15 protein-coding genes and 1 pseudogene are annotated in these 15,060 nt (G+C 35.6%); 6 read left to right on the top strand and 10 right to left on the bottom strand.

What is annotated here, in order from left to right; all coding sequences use genetic code 11:
* The first annotated feature begins 147 nt into the window (after positions 1-147).
* Both EGH73_RS04140 and EGH73_RS04145 read left to right on the top strand, forming a co-directional pair.
* Positions 148-1,569: a CCA tRNA nucleotidyltransferase gene (locus EGH73_RS04140; RefSeq protein ID WP_123280819.1), complete on the top strand. Its 1,422-nt coding sequence runs from the start codon at positions 148-150 to the stop codon at positions 1,567-1,569.
* Between the two features lies 1 nt (position 1,570).
* Positions 1,571-2,011: a GreA/GreB family elongation factor gene (locus tag EGH73_RS04145; RefSeq protein ID WP_123280820.1), complete on the top strand. Its 441-nt coding sequence runs from the start codon at positions 1,571-1,573 to the stop codon at positions 2,009-2,011.
* A 234-nt stretch (positions 2,012-2,245) separates the two neighbouring features.
* On the opposite strand, the gene EGH73_RS04150 is transcribed toward EGH73_RS04145, so the two are convergent.
* The 7 genes and pseudogenes from EGH73_RS04150 to EGH73_RS14330 all read right to left on the bottom strand — a co-directional run.
* On the bottom strand, positions 2,246-2,839 hold the full coding sequence (locus tag EGH73_RS04150; RefSeq protein WP_245985409.1) for a nucleotidyl transferase AbiEii/AbiGii toxin family protein: 594 nt from the start codon (positions 2,837-2,839) through the stop codon (positions 2,246-2,248).
* 53 nt (positions 2,840-2,892) lie between these two features.
* Positions 2,893-3,132: a DUF6922 domain-containing protein gene (locus EGH73_RS04155; protein WP_123280822.1), complete on the bottom strand. Its 240-nt coding sequence runs from the start codon at positions 3,130-3,132 to the stop codon at positions 2,893-2,895.
* A gap of 44 nt (positions 3,133-3,176) precedes the next feature.
* On the bottom strand, positions 3,177-3,962 hold the full coding sequence (locus tag EGH73_RS04160; protein ID WP_123280823.1) for a sensor histidine kinase: 786 nt from the start codon (positions 3,960-3,962) through the stop codon (positions 3,177-3,179).
* A gap of 40 nt (positions 3,963-4,002) precedes the next feature.
* Complete coding sequence (locus tag EGH73_RS04165) at positions 4,003-4,665, bottom strand: ABC transporter ATP-binding protein (protein ID WP_123280824.1); 663 nt, start codon at positions 4,663-4,665, stop codon at positions 4,003-4,005.
* Between the two features lie 334 nt (positions 4,666-4,999).
* The gene (locus EGH73_RS04170; protein ID WP_245985410.1) at positions 5,000-6,019 is read right to left on the bottom strand and encodes an efflux RND transporter periplasmic adaptor subunit; all 1,020 of its coding nucleotides are present in this window, start codon (positions 6,017-6,019) and stop codon (positions 5,000-5,002) included.
* A 105-nt stretch (positions 6,020-6,124) separates the two neighbouring features.
* Positions 6,125-6,736: a TolC family protein gene (locus tag EGH73_RS14325; RefSeq protein WP_317124638.1), complete on the bottom strand. Its 612-nt coding sequence runs from the start codon at positions 6,734-6,736 to the stop codon at positions 6,125-6,127.
* Between the two features lie 66 nt (positions 6,737-6,802).
* Positions 6,803-7,351, bottom strand: a pseudogene (locus EGH73_RS14330) (TolC family protein); the annotation flags it as partial.
* Between the two features lie 254 nt (positions 7,352-7,605).
* On the opposite strand from EGH73_RS14330, the gene EGH73_RS04180 reads away from it, so the two are divergent.
* From EGH73_RS04180 to EGH73_RS04195, 4 genes are all read left to right on the top strand, one after another.
* Positions 7,606-8,400, top strand: a complete 795-nt coding sequence (locus EGH73_RS04180) for a thymidylate synthase (RefSeq protein WP_123280848.1) — start codon at positions 7,606-7,608, stop codon at positions 8,398-8,400.
* Between the two features lie 44 nt (positions 8,401-8,444).
* Positions 8,445-8,681: a hypothetical protein gene (locus tag EGH73_RS04185; RefSeq protein WP_089770515.1), complete on the top strand. Its 237-nt coding sequence runs from the start codon at positions 8,445-8,447 to the stop codon at positions 8,679-8,681.
* A 5-nt stretch (positions 8,682-8,686) separates the two neighbouring features.
* Positions 8,687-8,992 carry a hypothetical protein gene (locus tag EGH73_RS04190; RefSeq protein ID WP_123280825.1) on the top strand — a complete coding sequence of 102 codons (306 nt, stop codon included), beginning with the start codon at positions 8,687-8,689 and terminating at the stop codon, positions 8,990-8,992.
* A gap of 99 nt (positions 8,993-9,091) precedes the next feature.
* Entirely contained in the window at positions 9,092-11,602 is a 2,511-nt protein-coding gene (locus EGH73_RS04195) for a M1 family metallopeptidase (RefSeq protein ID WP_123280826.1), read from the top strand.
* Positions 11,603-11,750: 148 nt separating this feature from the next.
* Here EGH73_RS04195 and EGH73_RS04200 read toward each other — a convergent pair whose 3' ends face one another.
* The 3 genes from EGH73_RS04200 to EGH73_RS04210 form a co-directional block, all read right to left on the bottom strand.
* Entirely contained in the window at positions 11,751-11,969 is a 219-nt protein-coding gene (locus EGH73_RS04200) for an MGMT family protein (RefSeq protein ID WP_245985411.1), read from the bottom strand.
* A 2-nt stretch (positions 11,970-11,971) separates the two neighbouring features.
* Positions 11,972-14,431: a DUF5686 family protein gene (locus tag EGH73_RS04205; RefSeq protein ID WP_123280827.1), complete on the bottom strand. Its 2,460-nt coding sequence runs from the start codon at positions 14,429-14,431 to the stop codon at positions 11,972-11,974.
* 142 nt (positions 14,432-14,573) lie between these two features.
* Positions 14,574-15,044, bottom strand: a complete 471-nt coding sequence (locus EGH73_RS04210) for a carbohydrate-binding protein (RefSeq protein ID WP_123280828.1) — start codon at positions 15,042-15,044, stop codon at positions 14,574-14,576.
* Positions 15,045-15,060 lie beyond the last annotated feature (16 nt).

Below are 15,060 nucleotides of genomic sequence, written 5' to 3' on the forward strand. Positions count from 1 at the left end.
TTTTCAAACCACATAGCCACATAGAAATCTTAGTATCAAATTACAAACGCAATTAATAACTTCTATTTTTCCTTTTAAATTAAAAGACAACTATGTACCTATGTGGTTGCAATATTTTAAATTCAATTTCAGTACTTATCAGTTTTAATGTTCATCAATCTCAACCAAAATAAAAACCTCAAACTTTTCAAAATCATTTCTGAAGTCGCCGACAGAAACGGACAATCCGTTTACGCTGTTGGTGGATTCGTAAGAGATTTGCTGATGCAAAGAAAAGCCCCAACAGATATTGATTTCGTCACAGAATCCAGCGGAATAGAATTGGCAGAAAGCATCGCCAAAGAAATCGATCCGAAAACAAAAGTCGCGGTTTTCAAAACTTATGGAACAGCGATGTTCAAATACAAAGACCTGGAACTGGAATTTGTGGGCGCCAGAAAAGAAAGCTACAGCGAGGATTCCAGAAAGCCGTCTGTAGAAATCGGGACGATTGAAGATGACCAAAAACGCAGAGATTTTACCATCAACGCTATGGCAATTTCTCTCAACAAAGATAATTTCGGAGAATTGATTGACCCTTTTGGTGGAATGCAGGATTTATCTAATAAAATTCTGAGAACACCGTTGGAACCTCATCAAACCTATTCCGATGACCCATTGAGAATGATGAGAGCAATTCGTTTTGCAACAACTTTGGATTTCGAAATCGAAGAACATTCTTTGAAAGCCATTAAAGAAGAAGCCGAGCGAATGAAAATCGTTTCAATGGAGCGCATTATGGTGGAGTTTAATAAAATAATGCTTTCCGACAGACCTTCAAAAGGTTTGAAATTATTAGAAGAAACTTCCCTACTCGATTATATTCTTCCGGAATTGACGGCATTGAAAGGCATTGAAGATATCGACGGACAAACGCATAAAGACAATTTTTATCACACGTTGCAAGTGGTTGATAATATTTCTGAAAGTACAGATAAACTTTGGTTGCGTTGGTCGGCTTTGCTTCACGATATTGGAAAAGCGCCAACCAAAAAATATGTCGAAGGAATCGGCTGGACTTTTCACGGTCACGAATTTGTAGGTTCTAAAATGATAAAATCGATTTTCAAAAGGCTGAAACTTCCGCTTGGGCAAGAACAGAAATATGTCGAAAAACTGGTAAGAATGCACGCCCGTCCAATTGCTTTGATTACGGATGATGCTTCGGACTCCGCACTCAGAAGGTTACTTTTTGATTCCGGTGAAGACTTGGAAGACCTTTTCACGCTTTGTAAATCTGATATAACAACCAAAAATTATTCAAAGCAAGCTCGTTTCAAAAAGAATTTTGAATATGTTGCACAAAAAATAAAAGAAGTAGAGGAAAAGGATCAGGTTCGTAATTTCCAACCACCTATTTCCGGAGAAGAGATTATGGTAATGTTCAATCTGAAACCCGGAAGAGAAATCGGAATTCTGAAAGAAAAAGTGAAGGAAGCCATTCTGGAAGGCGAAATCAAAAATGATAAAATAGAAGCTAGAGATTTTGTGATTGCTGAAGCAGAGAAATTGGGATTAAATATGGTTTGATATGAATAAAACAGAATTAATTAAACTAATCAATCAAAAACTCTACGAAAAAATCCAAACTTTCGAAAAGCTGATTGCGGAAACCCGTGCTTCCAACAACGACACCAAAAGCTCGATGGGAGATAAATACGAAACAGGAAGAGAGATGCTCCAACAGGAAATCAACAACCTACAAGTTCAGTTGAATGAAGTTTTGAAACAGCAGGATTTTCTGAAAACTATTCTCGTAAAACCTTCTGATAAAGCTGAAAAAGGAGCGATTGTAAAAACAGAACGAGGATTGTTTTTCATCTCCGTTTCTTTAGGCGAATTGAGTTTTGAACATCAAAAAATCATTTGCATTTCTCCCGAATCCCCTTTGGCAAAAGCAATGAACGGAAAACAAAAAGGTGATGTTTTTTCTCTGAATAAAATGAGTCAGAAAATTGTAGATATTCAGTAATTATAAACTTTTCCCACCAATATATTCCATTAGTGAATCTTTATAATTGGGAGCAATGGCAATTTGTTCTTTTCCGATTACGATGTGATTTCTTTCTCTTCCAAAACCTGCATTGCTTCTATGGCGCTGTTGCATTTGGCTTTCAGTTCCAGAAAATGTGTTTTCAGAACGTAACTTTCTATTAATTTTAAAGCCATTGGTTCGTCGTCGGCAATTAGGCAGGTTATTTTTTTTTTATTTATTTGTGAATTTTTTTATGAGATTTTCAAAATCAGATTTTATTACTTCCCAGTGTTTTCCTTTCAGACATAAAACTTCAAAATCTTCATCAGCTATTTGAAAATTGGTGAAATTTTTAATAATCAAATCCGAATCGTGACTAAATGGATAACGAATCTTGTGAAAAGCCAACATTTCTTCTAAGGAAAAATAGTTTAAAAGCTCGTGCAAATCCCAAAAATCTTTTTTCCGACCTCCATTTTGTATAACTTCTATTTTCATTGCTGTTATATCTTTCAAACTTGCCAAACGAAAATTATCAATCAATAATTCATCATCAATAAAAGGGTCTGAGTAGAAAACATCAAGCTTTACTGCATTATTTTCACTACTTCCTATAAAATAAGATTTACCAAAAGAAGTAAGTTCCGAAGAAAATACGATGAAAGAAAATTTAGATTTAAGAAACGTTTCTATGTCTTCAAAATTAAGACTTCCATAATCTGAATCCGTAAAAAGGTCTATATCAATGGAAATGCGATGACCGAGTTGCAACGAAAGAGAAGTTCCTCCAACCAAACGAAACGGTTTCAGAATATCAGAATCCATTACAATTTTGAGGACAGATTTTAAATCGGGCGATACAGTAGAATAATACAACATTATTTATTGATATGAAGATGCATTGGCTTGGTTGATTTGGAATCCAAAACACTTTTTATCAACTCTTTACCGTAGAATTTTTCAATCTCAATCTTCGCTTCTTCGTCGCCACGTTCAAAAACACGTTTGATGACAGCTACATATTTGTTCTTCCAATCAATTTCATCAAAATTTGTGTCCCAAAAAAGAAACCTTGGGATTTTAGAAAAATCTGGATGAAGTTTAGATGATTGTAGCATTGTTTATAACTTACTCAAAGATAGTGATTTTTAAAATTAAAATTTTAATTCGTTTTCAATTTCACTTCCGCGATGTACATTTCATCGTTCAGCCAAGAATGGAACTCGTGTTTGTCGGGATAAAGCAAGTTAAGTCTTTTTTTCAGATTTTCGACGCCAATTCCCGAACCGCTTTTGTCCGTATCCGTTTTTGGAAAATTGGAATTGGAAGCGGTGAACTGAATTTCGTCTTCAAAAACTTCCATTTTAAAACTAATATCCGAATGTTGCGTTGCTGAAACGCCGTGTTTAAAGGCATTTTCAACAATCGAAATAAATAACAACGGCGCAACTTCCAAACTTGGAATTTTTGTTGGAAAATTAGTATAAACTTTTGTTTTGTCATTCAACCTTAATGACATCAAATCAATGTATTTATTCAGAAAATCGATTTCTTCCGAAAGACTGATTTTATCAACATCGGTTTTGTACAAAAGATGTCGCATCAATTTGCTCAAACTGTGAACACTTTGTTTTGCTTTCTCGGAATCAAAATCAATCAAAGAATAGATATTATTAAGCGCATTGAAGAAAAAATGCGGTTGTAACTGATATTTCAAGTGTTGAAGTTCAGACTGTAACTTCATATTATCGGCTTCGATTTTCATTTCTTCTGCTTTCTGCATTTTTTTACTCGCATTAATAGCAATCGAAAACGCAACAGGAATCAGATAAATCAGGAAATCGAAAAAGTACCGCAAAGCTTCTGGTGGACGTTTTCCTAGCATTTTTGGTCGGTCTGGTTCGAGTAATTCGAAAATCTGACCTTTGACAAAAATTAGCAAAATCAATAACAAAAAATTGGATGCGAAAAACCACAGTTTTTTATCCTCAAAAAACCATTTGACAATGATAAAATAATTGAGATAAAATATAATGATCCTCGTGCGTTACAAATCCAATCGTGATTCCTTGGTCGTTGAGCTCCTGAAAAAGATTCATCACTTCGTAGGAAGTTCTGGTGTCGAGATTTCCTGTTGTCTCGTCTGCCAAAAGAATGATTAGATGATTGACCAAAGCTCTCGCAATTGCAACTCTCTGTTGTTGTCCGCCTGAAAGCTGACTCGGAACGTATCCCATTCTGCTCTCCAGACCAACTTGTTTTAAGGCTTTCACAGCGCGCTCCCTTCTCTCTTCCGCCGACACTTTGGAATTGTAGAGCAAAGGCAACTCTACGTTTTCCAGAGCGCTGGTTCTAGCCAATAAATTGTAGGACTGAAATATGAATCCAATTTTGGTATTCCTGATTTCCGCCAGTTGATTTTTGTTTAAATCTTTGACCAAAACGCCGTCCAGTTCATAAGTCCCAGAAGTTGGCTGGTCGAGACATCCTAAAACATTAAGGAATGTTGATTTTCCCGAACCGCTGGTTCCCATAATCGTCACAAATTCGCCTTCGTTGATAGTCAAATCAATGCCTTTCAAAGCGTGAACGATTTCGTCGCCCATTTTAAATTCGCGTTTCAGGTTTTCTATTTTGATGATGGGTTTCATTGTAGTTGTTGGTTTACAGTTGATGGTTGTTGGTTTAATTTAAGGTTGAGATTTGAGGTTTGAAGTTCTATCAACTATCAACCGAAAACTCTCAACACAATTAATTCGGTGGACCTTGGTTTGAACTTGATTTTTTGTTGTTATTATTTGGTCTTTTCGGCATAAATGGGCTGCTTCCGTCAGATTCTGATTTTGCAACTGGTTCTGTTTGTTCCTCAAGTGAGGTTACGATTTGTTCGTTTCCGGTTAATCCGCTTTTTACTTGGATGTTGATTCCGTCATTGATTCCGACTGTGATTAATTTCTGGGAAAGACTTCGGTCATTATTTTTAATTCAAATGTATTTTTCTTTGTTTTTTCCGGTTTTGATTTCAGGAATTTTGGCCGTGATTTGGTTTTGTTGATAATATTTCTGCAAAGTTTCCGTATCTGGACTGAAAGCAATTGCCGAAGCGGGAACTGTATCGATATCTTTTAATTCCTGAGTGAAAATCGTAATAGTTGCTGTTAATCCTGGTTTCAATTTCTGTTCGGGATTGTCTGCATCGATGATTACCGTGTAAGTCACAACATTCGATTCTGTAGTGGCCGACAAACGAACCTGACGAACACGACCGCTGAATTCTTCCTGTGGATAAGCATCAACTGTGAAACTCACTCGCTGACTAACTTCAACACCGCCAATATCGGCTTCATCTACATTCGCTTCCACCTGCATTTTTGTGATGTCTTTTGCAATCGTGAATAATGTCGGAGTTGTCATAGTAGCGGCGACCGTTTGTCCTTCTTCCACTTCTCTACTTAGGATAATTCCGTCAATCGGAGCATAAATATTAGCATAACTCAAATTGGTTCTCGCTTGCGCCAAAGCTGTTTTTCTCTGACTTACCGTTTCCTGAGAATTTTTAACCTGATAAGCCGCCTGTTCGTAATCTGCTTTGCTAATTACTCCGGATTTATACATATTGTTTTGACGATTGTAATTCTGTTGGTAATAATTCAGCTCGTTCAGCGATGCATTATATTGAGCTAAAGCATTGTTCACAGATTCCTGAAGATTGGTTTTGTCCAATTCTGCCAAAAGCTGACCTTTTTTCACGGGAGAATTGTAATCTGCATAAATGTGATTGATAATTCCTGAAACCTGCGTTCCGACATCAACCTGGTCTACCGGTTCTACTGTTCCGGTTGCGGTAACAGAAGTTGTGACATTCTGTTTGGATAATTTCACGGTCTGAACGGCGATACTCGCTTTTTTCTCTGTCGTAAAATATTTGTATCCAAAGAATACGACAATTGCAGCAACAAGAACAATAATGGAATTTTTGAAGTATTTTTTATATTTTGGATTCATAATCTTGATATTTTTGATTTTATTCTTTCCCCGACCCTAAAGGGTGGAATAAAATCAATTTGCTCCCTTTAGAGTTGGGGCAACAAATTGATTCTTGTTAATTTATTAATTAGCAGTTATTGTTTTCCCCTGATAAAAATTCAGTAACTGAGTGTACAAAAATGCCATATATTTTGACTGAAGATACGTTTGCTCATTCGTCAAATAAGTGTTTCTGCTTACAGCCAATTCCTTTGGTGTCAAACCTCCGAATTCATATTTTTTACTGGCTAAATCATAAGCTAGTTTTGCATTGTCTCTCGCCACTTTCGATGATTTTTGCTGAGCTTGATTGGCAATCGCATTCTGCCCAGCTGTTTCAATGGATGAATACAAGGTTTTGCTTGCACTTATTTTATCGAGTTTATTCTGTTCGATATCGATTTGAGCTAGTTTGACATTCGTATCATTCTGTTTTTTCGAGAAAATCGGAATGTTCAGAGATAAACCAACTGATTTATTGAAATTATTCTTGATTTTATTTAAATAACTATAATCCTGAGTGCTCGTAAAACCTGTGTTCAAGCCGGCCGTTGCAGAAAGTGTCGGTTTGTAACCTGCTTTTGTGATTTCAAGTGCTTTTGCAAGAATTTCATTTTGAGAATCATAAATTTTCAAATCAGGCAGATTTTCTATGGCTTGAGCAAAAACTTGTTGTTTATCAGGAATTGATTCCATTAAATCGGTCAGTTTTATCTTTTCAATTTGAAAATCAACACTTGGGTCGAGTTCTAATAATTGTTTCAATTTTAAAACCTGCTGATTGTAAAGATTTTCACTGTTCACAACCGTATATTGATTCTGCGCATCCTGAGTTTCAACATCCGCTAAATCTAATTTTGAAATCGCTCCATTTTTAAATTTAGTTTGAGTCAGTTTCAATTCCTGAGCGGAAGAACTTGCCGTATATTTTGCGCTTTCAATTCCTTCATAATAATATAGCGATTGGAGATAAGCATTCAGAACATTCAGAACGATACTGTTTTCAGCCTGTTTTTGATATAATGAAGACTGGTCGAGAATCATTTTATTCTGTTCGATTTGAAGATTCAATTTATTTCCTTGATAAATCGTCATATTTCCACTCAACCCGAAACTATTTGACAAAACATTCTGATTCACAAATGAACTCGTAATCGGGTCGATACTGGAACCATTCGTCAAACCAAGCGATGAAGAACCGTAGATTGTTGCGAGTTTGTTATTTTTCTGCTTTTGATAATTCAGGGAAGCAGTCGTCTTGTCCAAAACCGTTTTTTTTACGGTGATGTTGTTTTCTACAGCGTAATCTAGACAATCCTCAAGCGTTCATACTTTTTGAGCCGGAGCAAGGATTCCGATGAAAAGCGTTATGATGAGATATTTTTGCATTGTTCGTCTGTTTTACGGGAACAAAGTTGTCTCATATAGAAAATAATATCAAACCTAATAGACAAACCGAGAGATTTTATAGAAGTACCAATTATTTTTGTCGCTTTTTATTTTCTGAATTAAGAAAATTTCAATTAAAAATTCTTTATTTTGTAATCCAATTATTAGCTTTCAAAATGCAAAACTACCTTGATTTACTTCAGCATATTTTAGATAACGGAACCGATAAAACCGACCGAACAGGAACGGGAACACGTAGTGTTTTTGGCTACCAATTACGTTACGATTTGTCGAAAGGTTTTCCTTTGGTAACGACAAAAAAAGTTCATTTGAAATCTATTATTTACGAATTGCTTTGGTTTATCAAAGGCGAAACAAATATCAAATATCTGAAAGATAACGGTGTTTCAATTTGGGACGAATGGGCAGATGAAAATGGAGATTTAGGTCCTGTTTATGGTGCCCAATGGAGAAGCTGGAGCGGAGCCGACGGAAAAGTGGTTGACCAACTTTCCGAAGTGATTGAACAAATCAAAAAAAATCCGGATTCAAGAAGATTAATTGTTTCTGCTTGGAACGCCGCAGAAATCCCCAATATGGCTTTGGCTCCTTGTCACGCTTTATTTCAGTTTTATGTAGCTGATGGAAAATTGTCGCTTCAATTGTATCAGAGAAGTGCAGATGTTTTCTTGGGAGTTCCTTTCAATATTGCGAGTTATGCTCTTTTATTGATGATGGTTGCGCAGGTTACAGGATTGGAAGTTGGCGATTATGTTCACACTTTTGGTGATGTTCATATTTATAATAATCATTTTGAGCAGGTTCAGAAACAGCTTTCAAGAGAAACAAGACCTTTACCGACTATGAAAATGAATCCTGAAATCAAAGATATTTTTGATTTTGATTTTGAGGATTTTACGTTGGAAAATTATGATCCGCATCCGGGAATTAAAGCGCCTGTGGCGATATGATTTTTAGTAATAAATTCATTAACTTTGATTAAAATCCTGAAATTATGGAAATTAAAATCAGTTTAGACGAATATGCAGATGTTCCTTTCATTAAAAAACTTTTGTCTCAGATAAAAGGAGTTAAGAATGTTGAGATTTCTGAAGATGATAAAACTTATTCTTGGGAAGAAATTGAAAATTCTGATGAGTTTAAACAATTAATTGAACAGAGCAGAAATCAAATTAAAAATGGCGAATATGAAGAGTTTTCAGATGAATTAATTGATTCTATTTTTAAATAAAAAAAATGAAAATAGTTTTTTCAAAAGATGCTATTAAAAGTCTTCAAGAAATAACTGATTTTTTGAATTATCGCTGGACTCAGAAAGAATTAAAACTATTCAAGACAGATTTGAAGAAATTTAAACAATCATTGAATGATAAAATCATTTCTTATCCTACAGTAGATTCTGATAGCAAACTACGATTTGCTTTGTTAGGAAAGAAGCAAGTGAAAGTATATTTTGATATTCAAACTGATTCTGTTGAAATCTTATTATTTTTACCCTCAAAAGGTAATCCTGAAAACGTAATAAAAATTTTAGGAAAATAAATATATAGTGAAGCTAAAACCTTCACTTTTTTTGTAACAAACCTTTAAAAATCAAGACTTATAAAACTTTAAAATAATCAACGATATAAATTCGTAAGAATGAAAAAAATATTCATAGCTGCACTTTTTCTAGGCGCCATTTTTAATTCAAATGTTGCTTTTGCACAGACAGAAACTTCTGGAAGAAACGTTCCTTATAGAGCAACACACACCAAAACTACAGAGCTTAAACATACCAAGCTGAAAGTCAATTTCGATTATCAGAAAGAACAAATGAACGGCGAGGAATGGCTGACTGCAAGCCCGTTTTTCTATGCCACCAACGAATTGGTTCTTGATGCAAAAGGAATGCTGATTCACGAAGTGGCTTTGGATAAAAATGGCTCTAAGTCGCCTCTTAAATTCGATTATAAAAATGATGAGCTGAAAATCACACTTGATAAAACATATCAGAAAAATCAGGATTATACAGTTTACATCAAATACACAGCTCGTCCAAATGAAGTAAAACAGGAAGGAAGCAAAGCAATCAGCGATGCAAAAGGTCTTTATTTCATCAATGCTCAAGGCAAAGATCCGGACAAGCCAACGCAAATCTGGACTCAAGGAGAAACAGAATCTTCTTCGGCTTGGTTCCCAACAATCGATAAATCAAATCAAAAAACAACTCAGGAAATCTATATGACGGTTCCTGATAAATATGTGACTTTATCAAATGGAATTCTAAAAGATTCTCAAAAAGAATCCGGAAACTTAAGAACCGACCATTGGGTAATGGATAAGAGACATTCGACTTATCTTTTCTTTATGGGCGTTGGAGAATACGCGATTGTGAAAGACAAATGGAGAAATATTCCTGTAGATTATTACATCGAGAAAGAATATGAGCCTTACGCAAAACAGATTTACGGCAACACGCCAGAGATGATTGAGTTTTTCTCTAAGAAGTTAGGCTACGATTATCCTTGGGCAAAATATGCTCAAATCTCAGGAAGAGATTATGTTTCCGGAGCAATGGAAAACACAACAGCAACGCTTCACGGAAGTGATATTTTACAAAAACCAGGACAGTTAATCGATGAGAACAAATGGGAAGATACCATCGCTCACGAATTATTCCACCATTGGTTTGGAGATTTGGTTACGGCAGAAAGCTGGAGTAACTTAACCGTTAACGAATCTTTTGCTAATTATTCCGAATATCTTTGGAATGAATATAAGTATGGAAAAGACCAAGCGGATTACCATCAGATGGAAGATGTGAATCATTACATTCACAATCCTGCAGATTTCAAAAAGGATTTGGTAAGATTTGATTATGCTTCTCGTGAAGATGTTTTTGATTTGGTAACTTATCAAAAAGGTGGCGGGATTCTTCATATGTTGAGAAATTATCTTGGTGATGATGCTTTCTTCGCGGGAATGAATGAATACCTTAAAACTTACGAATATCAAAATGCAGAAGCTCATCAATTAAGATTAGCATTTGAAAAAGTGTCTGGAAAAGATTTGAATTGGTTCTTTAACCAATGGTATTTTGGAAGCGGACACCCGAAATTGACTTACGCTTCTAGTTACGAACCTGTAAAAAAACAAGTTACTGTTGTTATCAATCAATCTCAGGATCAGCCTTTCGAATTTCCTTTAGCAATTGATGTTTATGACAATGGCAAACCAAAGCGTTTCAATGTTTGGGTAAATGCGAAAGCGAAAAATACATTCACTTTTGATTCTTCTAAAACACCGGATCTAATTAACATTAATGCTGATGGAATTCTAGTTGCAGATGTTACTGATTCTAAAACTCCTGAGCAAAACTTATTACAGTTTACAGGTTCGAAAGAATTAAAAAGTAAATATGCTGCTTTAGAAGGCATTGAAAAAGCCGATGCAAAAAGCCTTGCTGTTATCAAATTATTAGCAGCTGCAATTAAAGATCCGTACTTCAGAATCAGAGAGAAAGCTTTGGAACAGATTGATCTTTCTAATACTGATCAAGCAAAAGCATTAACGGCAGAAGTTGAAAAATTAGCTTCCAACGATCCAAAAACTCTGGTTCAAGCTGCCGCAATTACAGCTCTTACAAAAACTAAAAATGCTAAGTACGCTTCGGTTTATGAAAAAGGACTGTCTGCTGTTTCTAATGCTGTAAAAGGTGCTTCACTAGCAGGAATTGCAGAATTAGACCCTTCAAAAGCGGTGACAGCAATAGAAAATATTGACCTGAATGGTGCGTCCGATGATTTGATATCTAAGTTGCTTCCTCTTATTGTATCCAAAAAGATTGAGAAACAAATGCCGGCTATCGGAACAACTGTTGCCTTCTACCCTTTCATCAAATTCCAAGATCCCACTTTAGGTAAATCTGCTGAGGAAGGTTACAACTGGATTATGAGTTCTGATAACCTGAAAGCAACTGAGAAAATCACCAAAGTTTTGGTTCAGGCAAAATCTCAAATGCCGGATAATCCACAAGTAAAAATGATGATTGTGCAAATGTTGAAAGACGGACTTGCAAAGAAAATGGAGGTTCTGAAAGCAAACCCAAACAGCGCAACAATCAATCAACAAATTGATGCTATCAACAAAGCAATTGAAGCGTTTAAATAATTAATTGATAACTGAAATTATTGAAATTTATAACAAAGAAGCCATCTCGATTGAGATGGCTTTTGCTTTATAATTCTTCCAAAGTGTTCCAAAATAACTTTTTAAAATCCTTAATCTGACCATTTTCCTGCACAACAACATTTTCATTCTACAACCTTTCCCGAAAAGACGGAACAGATAATTTTCCCGAACTGCTGATAACACGATGTGCAGGAACATTCTTCGGACAAACGCCCATCGCGTGCCCGACCTGCCGGGAATGATTTGGATAGCCTACAGCTTTTGCAATCACGCCGTAAGTGGAAACTCTGCCTTCCGGGATAAGCCTGACGACCTGATAAACTTGCTGTCTGAATAACTCTTCCACTGCTAAAAACCTAAAACCTTCAATTTTAGCTGTATTGCAAAATTATCAGCAAACTTACTGGTATTATAATAGCCAACTCTATAAAACAGTCCAAGGTTGAACTTGGTGCTTAGGAAATTATTATTTTCCAAACCAATCTCCTGGTAAAGATGATTTAGCGGACTGTAATCAAATTGGTGATATTCCGGGTTTCTCATATTCCCGATGATTCCTTTGTAAACAATATCAAAGCTGGAGGTATTTTTTCCAATACTTTTGAAATACCAAGGAATGCGGTGTGTAAAATAATAGCCTGCAAATTTATCATTGAAATATTTACCCGATGTCATCGTTGCAAAACCAAGGTATGTTGTGAGGTTAAAATTTGAAAAAATACTGTTTTCTCTGCTGGAATCCAATCCGCCCATCTCGAACTGATGCCACACCGGCGCATCACCTGTGAAGTAGCCGCCATAAGCTCTTGTCCCGGTAACACCCAGTATTGTTCGGAATTGGTGAGTATAGAGAATGTCGAAGCGGCTGTAATTTAGCTCCCCGCCCAGACTTTTGAAACCTTGTTCATAATTCAAATAAACTTCGGGAAAATTTTGTTCAAAGGTATATTTTCCAGACGGTGTCATTATATTTTTGCTGTTTGGAGAAAATTTGATAGTCGCCAACGAACTAAAATTGTCGAAACTTCCCGTTCTGTTTCTGTAAGCATAATCAAAAACGGCTTCTTCCTTCTGTCTTTTTGCAGAAACATTTAGCGTTAGCGAATTGCTGAGATCCACTTCATAACCTGCGCGGAATCCTTCATACTTATAATATTTATCATTCTGGATAGACATTCCGGAATTCATAATGGTCATTCTGAAATTCCAAAGATTCTGGTTAAAAAGTCCGGAAGCGGCTACATCATTGAAATACTCGATGCGGAAGAATGAGTTGCGCTCTAAAGTCGTTCTAAAATCTACACCTGCTCCGTACTTGAATCCTCTATCTTTAAAGCCATAAGCCAAGTAAACATCTGGCGAAATATATTTATTAAACCGTTCATTCAGTTTGAATCCCGCACCCAGGCGAAAACCCTCGTATCTGTTATATTTGGTCTGCAGTGGATTGATGTCGATCATCCCAACACGGATTTTACCTCTTAGTAGACCTGTAATTACTTTGGCTTTCTGGTCTAATTTATATTTTTTACCGATAGAGTCGATTTTAATATAGGTTAGTTTTTCCCTTGTCGTGAGGCTGTCTGTTCTATAATCCTCCAAAAGAGACCCGTCCGAATTTTTAACACTCATCGTGTAACCACTAAACTGATTAGCCTTAAGATCTACAGGACTCTGAAAGTCAAAATAATCGGCTTTCATATAAGCATAGTTTCCGAATTTTTTAACCTTATCCAGACGCTCTTTTTTTTCCTCAGTGGTTTCATTATTTTTCTTTGCCATAGTACTAAATGTAGAACTTCCCATTCTGATTTTCAGGTTTTCAGATTTCAGAAACCATTTATTATCTATGGGAATCCAAATAGAAGTAATGCTGCCGTCTGATTTTATTTTGCTATTGCTTTCAATTTTTTTAATGGCATAAGTCGCTTTATCAATATAAAGATACCCGTTATATTTTCTTTTGTTGACAGGCGTTTTATAATCTACCTGTCTGAATCTGATGACATAATTCTCACGTCCGTCTATTGTGATAGAATCTGTAAGGAAATATCTGTATAGGCTGTGGTTTTCCGGCAAAACTTCACGCGGGACTTTATTTCTGTTGGATCTCAGCGTTATCATTTCATAAATTGGTTCCTGCAAACCAGAAATCCTGTTATCCAGTACATTGATTTTTTCTCCAAATTTTTTTGAATACAGAAACTGTGTGGCGCGTTCCCAAAGGAACATCTTACTTTCTGCAAAAACGCTCATTGCCTTTTCACCTTCTATTGAGTCTTTTTTTTCTTTTTCTTTCGTTGGAAGTGCTCGGTTAGATAATTTCGAAAGCGAATCTTTTCTGGATGCAATAAATTGGCTATAATCATTTATACTGTCTTGATCCAGATCAAAAGACATCTTTTCATAAGATTTATATGAATAAGAGTCCAACGCATTTGGTGAATTGTCTTTGAAGCTTCTGAAAACCTTATCCAGAATAGCCAGAGCTCGCGGATCGCTTTGATTGGTAAGCGTTACTGCTTCTATATCTCTTGTTTTGGAACTTTCTTTGTCCAATGCAATCTCCATGGTTTTATCCACCACCACTTCATCACCAATAAACTGATTTGCTTCTACATCTACTTTTGTGCATTTTGTAGTAAAATTAAGCAGGCCGTTTTCATCGGTATGGCCGAGAAGTTTATCATTGCAATAAACCTTTGCTCCTTTGATCGGTTTTTGATTGTCTGAACTGTAAACTTTTAGTTTACTTTGAGAAAACAAAAAAGTTGTAGTAAATAGAAAAAAAGTAAAATAGAGTCTCATCAATATTTTTTTAGTTTTTAATGTAAGAATTGGAATAAATAAGGGTCACTTGTATTGGTTACAAAATTAAAGTTTATTACTAATAAAAAACATTCCAAAGTAACTTGAAATGTTCAAAAAAATAATAATATAAATGTGAGAATTATTTCAATTCAAAAAAATTAATGTTTACATTACCTATATCAAAATATAATCTGAGTTTCTTTTCCCCTTTTGAGAGATTAATTTTTTGCGCTATAATCGTTTTCCATTCCTTATCTGTTGGCGGCAGATCTATTTGTGCCAATATTTCTCCTGACTCATCTTTTATGCTGACTCTGGAACTTGTAGCAGATTCATTATTATATCGAATATGCAGTTTATATTCTTTTGTTAGGTTAATAGTCAGCGTATATTGAAGCCACTCACCGTTTTCTGTTTTCCAGGTCCCTGCAAAATCGGCAGTCTTCAGCATATAACCTTCCTGTAACATCCATCCGCCCAAACCAAGACCCTTCAAATAAACATTTTCACCTTTCTGATTGACAATTTTTTGTCCTTGAGTTTTTAAAAAGACCTGAGATGTCCCAAAATGAGACAATAAAAGCGCGCAAAATATGGTGGTTCTTATCATAATTTCATTTTAAACT

Origin of the sequence: Epilithonimonas hominis (assembly GCF_003730015.1) — a bacterium.
Lineage (GTDB): Bacteria > Bacteroidota > Bacteroidia > Flavobacteriales > Weeksellaceae > Epilithonimonas > Epilithonimonas hominis.